Here is a 7,155-nt window from a genome sequence, read left to right on the forward strand (position 1 = left end):
TGGTCACCGTCCATTCCAGCGGAATGTCGTGTACCAAATAAAACTAAATAAATCATAACAATAGTCCACATCTAAAACTAGGTGTGGATTATTTGACGTTTACAGTATATCGAATTCTTGATACATTCCCCGAATCACTCCAATATGTCCCAATTGCCAAGGTAAGAATTTAATTATATTTCTTATCAGGCTTGAACGGAATTGGTGGTTTTCGTAGAGGAGTTTCAACCCAGCAGCTTTTTTGCCTATCGAACCTCTCTTATAAAAATCCAAATACGAAAAGATAAAGATAGTTGGTATGACAGATGTACATGTAGTAATAATTTGAACGTGGATTTCCGTGTACTTTGGAAACCCATCAAAAATGAAGGTGAAAATAGTGGCATTTACAATGAACAATAAAAAAATATACGCCATGATGACCAAGTAATCAATAAGCAATTCATAAAAGCGTTTCTTAATAGGGATTCTATTCATGGATCACCTCAACTAAGAATTACTCAATCAGTAAAAATCATTGTTATATTGTCAGAAATATTCTACAATCAAGAGTATTATAACATAAAAGTATCGGGAGAGATGTTTCATGGAGAAAATCATTCAATTTCAACAGGTTACGTGGAGAAGAAACTCGCGCGAAATTCTAAAAGATATAAATTGGGAAGTGAAGGAAGGGGAACATTGGTGCATTCTAGGATTGAATGGATCAGGGAAAACCTCCCTGTTGAATATTGTAACCGGGTATAATTATCCGACGTCAGGAAAGGTTTCGGTTCTCGGAAATGTATTCGGGAAAACAAATATACCGGAATTGAGAAAGAGAATTGGCTTTGTCAGCAGCTCTTTGGATCAATTTTCACAAAATCTGCATAAGGAAATCACCGAAAATATTGTTGTGAGTGGAAAGTTCGCCTCTATTGGCCTTTATGAAGAAGTTTCTGAAGAAGATTGGGTTCAGGCGGACCAATTGCTTGAATCTTTACGACTCTCCCATCTCAAAGGGAAAAGTTATCGCAGTTTATCCCAAGGGGAACAGCAAAAGGTACTAATTGCCAGGGCATTGATGAGCAAGCCTGAGATATTGATATTGGACGAGCCATGCACTGGCTTGGATGTACTTGCCAGGGAAGAAGTTTTACAATGGATCAATGACGTAAATGAACGGGATTGTCATTTGCTTTATGTAACGCACCATATTGAAGAGATTGTCGATGTCATATCTCATGTTTTATTAATCTGTGATGGAGAAATAGTTGCCGGTGGACCGAAAAAAGAAGTATTAACAGATGAGCGCTTATCTGAAACTTATAAAATACCGGTTACGGTTCGCTGGGAAGATAATCGTCCTTGGTTAACGGTTCCGAAGGCTAAAGTATTTTAACCATTATTTTCGTGTGAAAAATTGTTCAATCATCACTTTCTTAAGTATTGCGATGATTATTTAGCATTTTGGAAGGATTGTAAGTTTTTCTTAAGTCGTTTTACTGTCAGGTTAGTTTATCCCTTCAAAAAACGTTATTTCCCCAAATATCCAGTTTGAGTAGAATGCTGGATAACTGTAAAATACTTAACGGTATGTTCTTTAAAAGGTTCGCTTCGTGATATTTTGGAATCGAATTTCTATTAGGAACAATTTATTTGCAGAAAATGGGGGATATGTTTGAAGTTAAAAATAACGAACGTTGGTTTTATTTTTGCATTACTAGTTACATTTATGCTTGCAGCCTGTGGTGATTCGGAGGCGACAGAAAGTAACTCAGATAATAATGGGAAAGTAAATTATAGTGAAGCAGTTGATCATACAATTATTGGTATTGAACCAGGAGCAGGTATTTCTGTTACAACGGAGGCAGCTATAGAAGAATATGAAAATCTACAGGGCTGGGAAGTGGCATTGTCTTCAACTGGTGCCATGATGACAGAATTGGATAATGCCATCAGAAATGAAGAACCAATTGTCGTCACAGGTTGGAATCCACATTGGATGTTCGCAGCACACCCTGACATGAAATATTTAGAAGATCCTAAAGGGATTTATGGTGGAGAAGAAGGTATTAATTCCATAGCGAGACTTGGTTTAGAAGAAGAAAAACCAGAAGCCTATAAACTGATCGATCAATTTGAATGGGATGTTGAAGATATGGAATCCATCATGTTTGAGGCGGAAGAGACTGGCCGTGATATAGAGGAAATCGCCTATGAGTGGGTAGAGGATAACGAAGATAAGGTTGCTGTCTGGTTAGAAGGTGTAGATGATGTCGATGGAGTGGAAGTGGAACTTGTTTCGACACCTTGGGACTCAGAGCGTGCTTCTTCAGGTGTTTTAAAAGCAGCAATGGAGAAGAAAGGCTTTGATGTAACCGTGACAGATGTAGATGTAGCGATTGTTTTTGAATCCGTAGCTACTGGAAATGCAGATGCATCGGCGGCTGCCTGGTTACCAATCACTCATAAAGAATTCTACAATAAGCATAAAGATAACTTAATAGATTTAGGTCCAAATTTAACAGGTGCTAAGATTGGTCTTGTTGTTCCAAATTACATGGACATAGATTCAATCGAAGATCTTAAGCCTAAAAATTAAACAATCAGTAATAGAGTACTTTACCTTTATGTAGGTAGAGTACTCTGTTTTTATTTAAAGGTTATTTTAACTGAAATTACTGATAAATGAATAGATTTACTGTTTATATCCGAATATTAAATCAAGTTATGAAATCAACATTCGGATTTCATTGACAAACTGACGTGAGCTAAGTAGAATAGGAATATAATTAAATGCATTGCGTATAATTTCGGGAATATGGCCCAAAGTCTCTACCAAACCACCGTAAAAGGTTTGACTACGCAGGGAAAATAGGAATAACTATATTTCTATATTATTATCATTCTCTTTCCTTTGTGTTTTGGTAGACGCTCCTTTGAAGAGCGTTTTTTTGTTTTTTAAAAGGGAGATTTATCTTTTTCCCTAAGGGAAATTGAGGATAAAACATAAGAGTTTGGAGACAACTAAGAGCAAGTTTTCCTGACGCATGAGCATTTTGCAACTTAGGAGGCAAAATTGAATGAAAAAGTATTTTCAGTTTGAAGAGCTAGGAACGAATTACAAAACAGAATTTATTGCTGGTCTAACAACCTTCCTATCTATGGCATATATTCTTTTTGTAAACCCAGCTACACTTGCAGCCGCTGGAATGCCTGAGGGTGCCGTATTTACCGCAACCGCAGTAGCTGCAGCAGTTGGTACACTTACGATGGGGGTACTTGCAAGATATCCAGTCGCACTTGCACCTGGTATGGGGCTTAATGCGTTCTTTGCTTATACAGTTGTTTTACAATATGGAATACCTTGGGAAACTGCTTTAGCAGGAGTTCTAGTATCTGGAATTATCTTTATCTTTTTATCACTTTCTGGTTTGAGAGAAATTATCATTAATGCGATACCAGCAAACTTAAAACTAGCAGTTGGAGCTGGGATTGGTTTGTACATTGCTTTTATTGGTCTATCGAGTGCTGGAATTGTAGTTGATAATGAAGCAACTTTAGTTGGATTGGGAGATATAACTGATCCAAATGTACTTCTTACTATCTTTGGATTGGTAGTAGCTGTAATTTTAATTACTCGCGGTATCAAAGCTGGTATTTTTTATGGAATGATCATCACAGCAATTGCAGGTATGATTTTTGGTCTTATTCCAACACCGCAAGGAATTAATGATATCGTAGGATCTGTTCCTAGTTTATCACCAACATTCGGACAAGCTTTTGCTAACTTTGGTGATATATTTACAATCGAAATGCTAGTCGTCATTTTAACTTTCTTGTTTGTTGACTTCTTCGATACGGCAGGTACGTTAGTTGCCGTTGCGACGCAGGCAGGTCTTGTGAAGGATAATAAACTGCCAAGAGCTGGTCGTGCATTGATGGCTGACTCCACTGCAACTGTTGTAGGAGCAGTCGTAGGTACATCAACAACTACTTCATATGTAGAATCAACTGCTGGTGTTGGTGCAGGTGGACGTTCTGGATTTACATCAGTTGTGACAGCAGGATTTTTCCTATTGGCTCTGTTCTTCTCTCCGTTACTAGGTGTTGTAACGAGTGCAGTTACTGCTCCAGCGTTGATCATTGTTGGAGTCATGATGGCGTCACAACTGAAAAACATTGAATGGGATCGCTTCGAAGTTGCTGTTCCATCATTCTTTATTGTTCTAATGATGTCCTTAACGTATAGTATTGCAACAGGGATAGCAATCGGATTTATCTTCTATCCGATTACAATGATCGTTATGGGCAAAGGAAAACAAATTCATCCAATCATGTATGGATTATTTGTAGTCTTTGTTCTGTATTTTATATTCTTAAGTTAGTTTGTAAAAAAACTTAAAGTACGCTATTTCAAATGGGAAATAGCGTGCTTTGTTTATATAAGTATTTATTAGAATTTTATTTAACACGCTAGTATACGGAGTCGCGTTTTATTCGGAAGAAAAATCTCTCATGTTCGGTTGATAGTAGAATTTAACTTGCTAGTCTGACGCAAGCCTTTCTCACGTTAGATTGTAAGCAGTATTCATCCTGCTAATCAAACGCAAGCCTTTCTCACGTTAGATTGTAAGCAGTATTCATCCTGCTAATCAAACGCAAGCCTTTCTCACGTTAGATTGTAAGCAGTATTCATCCTGCTAATCAAACGCAAGCCCTTCTCACGTACGATAGTAAGCAGTATTTTTCATGCTAATCGCACGCAAGCCTTTCTCACGTTAGATTGTAAGCAGTATTCATCCTGCTAATCAAACGCAAGCCTTTCTCACGTTAGATTGTAAGCAGTATTCATCCTGCTAATCAAACGCAAGCCTTTCTCACGTACGATAGCAAGCAGTATTTATCATGCTAGTCAAACGCAATTCTCGCTCACGTTCGATTACAAGCAAGATTCACCATGTTAATGGAACGCAAGCTCTCCCATGTGCGATTGTAACCAATGCTCTCTTCTCTCAGCTCCAATTCTACTAAACCCATCTAGCCAAAAATAAAGGCCTTAGAGAAAAAGTCCTCCAAAGCCTCATTCGTACTAAAAAGAGGTTCTGCTCCTTTTAGCTTTTGTTGTAAAAACATGATATATGGTTACCAATAGGACTCCAACCAATGATAATCCTGCCATGCATAGATATAAAAATTCTCCACTGAACAGTTCAATGATTCGTCCTCCCATTAACGAACCGACGATACCTGATATGCCAAAGAAGATTGCGTAAAACAGCATATGCCCTGTCGACTGGAGGAATTTCGGAATAAGCCGGGTGATATATTCGAAAGCTGCAACATAAAATACTCCAAATGTAATACCATGCATAAATTGAAAAATGACGATCATCAATGGGTCATCAAACCACGCATACATGACCCAACGAATGCTGTATATGATACCAGCAAAGATAATGAAAACAATCGTATGATATTTCCTAAACCACTTGGATGCAGTCGCGAAAACAATAGCTTCCATTAAAACTCCGATAAACCAGGCAATACCTACGAGGCTTTCGCTGCCACCGAGCTCCATAATATATATACCTAAATAACTGTCATTCGTCCTGTGGGAAATGGTGATGAACAGTATAAATAGAAAGAATAACATCAATGGCTTATTCATAATGATTTGTTTTACATCACCTAATTTAACAGGAGTACGGTCAACAGAAACATCCTTTAATTGAATGATGACGATTAAAGCGATGGTACCAAACAACAAATATGGCCAATGAATATATTGAATTCCAAATTGGTTTAACAATACGCCGATAGAAAGAGAAGCAGCTGCGAAACCTACAGAACCCCACATACGAATGGATCCAAAGCTGATTCGTAATTCATCCGCTCTACGCTGCGCTAAACTGTCGCTTAATCCTCCAATTGGAGTGGAAAAAAAGAAAAATAGTGCCCCAATAATGACAAGGGAAACAATTGTCTTCATTTGGAAAAAGATTATTGCTCCGATCAGGAGTCCGAGAATACAAATGAACAGAATCCATTTTACTGTCTTGAATTTATCACTCAGATATCCCCAAAAAGGCTGTGCAAATATGGAAGCAAGTGGACCTGTCGCAAGAATCCATCCGATTTCTGTACCACTTAAGCCTTGGTATTGTAAATATAATGGTAAAAAGCTGATAAGTATCGTATTCGAAGCATGAAAGCTGAATAAGAGTAATTTTAGAGGTGTGGTTGATTGTTGTATCACTATAGAAGCCACCTTTAGCAGGAATTTTTCTCTAATATACCATATTTTTCTGTTGGCAACCTTATCTAGCGATGGATGGAGGGAGGAAATACGCAAAAAATGGCGAATTGTATTTTAGAAGGAATAGAAATAGAGAGGAAGAGAAGACATGAAACCATTGATTGGTGTTTCTCCAGCATTGGAGATGGACAATAAGAGTTATTATGTAACAAAAAATAATCTGCTCGCTATTGAAAAGGCAGGAGGTATTCCAGTGGTACTGCCTTATTTATCCGACTCCAAAACAATTGCTGAAGTAGTGGAGAAGATTGATGGATTATATTTAACTGGTGGGGATGATATTGATCCAATTTACTTTAATGAAGAGCCCCATCCTAAATTAGGTACATTCCAACCGGAGCGGGATGCTTTTGAAATAGAAATCATCCAGAAAATGTTGGAGAAAGATAAGCCGATTCTTGGTGTTTGTAAAGGTGCACAAATGCTCAATCTTGCTACAGGGGGAGATATGTATCAAGATATCCACTCGCAAATTGAAGGGGAGCTTGTTCAGCATTCCCAAAAAGCAGCAAATTATGTTCCGGTTCATGATGTGGAATTAACAGAAGGCTCTTTAATCCATCGATTGGCTGGTCGAAAAGTAATCCGTGTCAACAGTTTTCATCATCAAGCAAATCGAAAACCTGGTAAAGATCTGATTATTAGCGGTCTTGCAAAAGATGGGGTTGTAGAAGTGGTAGAAAGTGAAGTGCACCAGTTTGCGTTAGGATTGCAATGGCATCCGGAGCATATGAGTGCCCGAAGTGATGATGAAGTATCAAATAAAATCTACAGTGGTTTTGTTGCTGCGTGCAGAAGTGATCATTCATAAAGAAAAAGAGGCTGGGACAAAACCCCAGTAAATAGAAAATAGC

The 7,155-nt window shown here is 37.9% G+C and carries 6 protein-coding genes and 1 riboswitch; of the genes, 4 read left to right on the forward strand and 2 right to left on the reverse strand.

Annotated features, from left to right (window positions below; all coding sequences use genetic code 11):
• Positions 1-99: 99 nt before the first annotated feature.
• Positions 100-477: an RDD family protein gene (locus ACFSBH_RS05380; RefSeq protein WP_251517838.1), complete on the reverse strand. Its 378-nt coding sequence runs from the start codon at positions 475-477 to the stop codon at positions 100-102.
• Between the two features lie 109 nt (positions 478-586).
• Here ACFSBH_RS05380 and ACFSBH_RS05385 point away from each other — a divergent pair, with 109 nt between their 5' ends.
• The 3 genes from ACFSBH_RS05385 to ACFSBH_RS05395 all read left to right on the forward strand — a co-directional run bounded on the left by ACFSBH_RS05385 (position 587) and on the right by ACFSBH_RS05395 (position 4,370).
• A complete protein-coding gene (locus tag ACFSBH_RS05385; protein WP_251517841.1) occupies positions 587-1,381 on the forward strand; it encodes an ABC transporter ATP-binding protein in 795 nt (264 codons plus the stop codon).
• A 279-nt stretch (positions 1,382-1,660) separates the two neighbouring features.
• Positions 1,661-2,584, forward strand: coding sequence for a glycine betaine ABC transporter substrate-binding protein (locus ACFSBH_RS05390; RefSeq protein ID WP_349774389.1), 924 nt, complete (start codon positions 1,661-1,663; stop codon positions 2,582-2,584).
• 181 nt (positions 2,585-2,765) lie between these two features.
• Positions 2,766-2,866: riboswitch (purine riboswitch) on the forward strand.
• 199 nt (positions 2,867-3,065) lie between these two features.
• Positions 3,066-4,370: an NCS2 family permease gene (locus ACFSBH_RS05395; protein ID WP_251517844.1), complete on the forward strand. Its 1,305-nt coding sequence runs from the start codon at positions 3,066-3,068 to the stop codon at positions 4,368-4,370.
• Between the two features lie 704 nt (positions 4,371-5,074).
• Here the strand turns inward: ACFSBH_RS05395 and ACFSBH_RS05400 are convergent.
• Positions 5,075-6,241, reverse strand: coding sequence for an MFS transporter (locus ACFSBH_RS05400; protein ID WP_379596424.1), 1,167 nt, complete (start codon positions 6,239-6,241; stop codon positions 5,075-5,077).
• Positions 6,242-6,389: 148 nt separating this feature from the next.
• Between ACFSBH_RS05400 and ACFSBH_RS05405 the strand changes: the two genes are divergently transcribed.
• Positions 6,390-7,112 (forward strand): gamma-glutamyl-gamma-aminobutyrate hydrolase family protein, encoded by a 723-nt coding sequence (locus tag ACFSBH_RS05405; protein WP_251517962.1) that lies wholly within the window; start codon positions 6,390-6,392, stop codon positions 7,110-7,112.
• Positions 7,113-7,155 lie beyond the last annotated feature (43 nt).

Source organism: Oceanobacillus luteolus (assembly GCF_042678205.1).
GTDB classification, from domain to species: domain Bacteria; phylum Bacillota; class Bacilli; order Bacillales; family Amphibacillaceae; genus Oceanobacillus; species Oceanobacillus luteolus.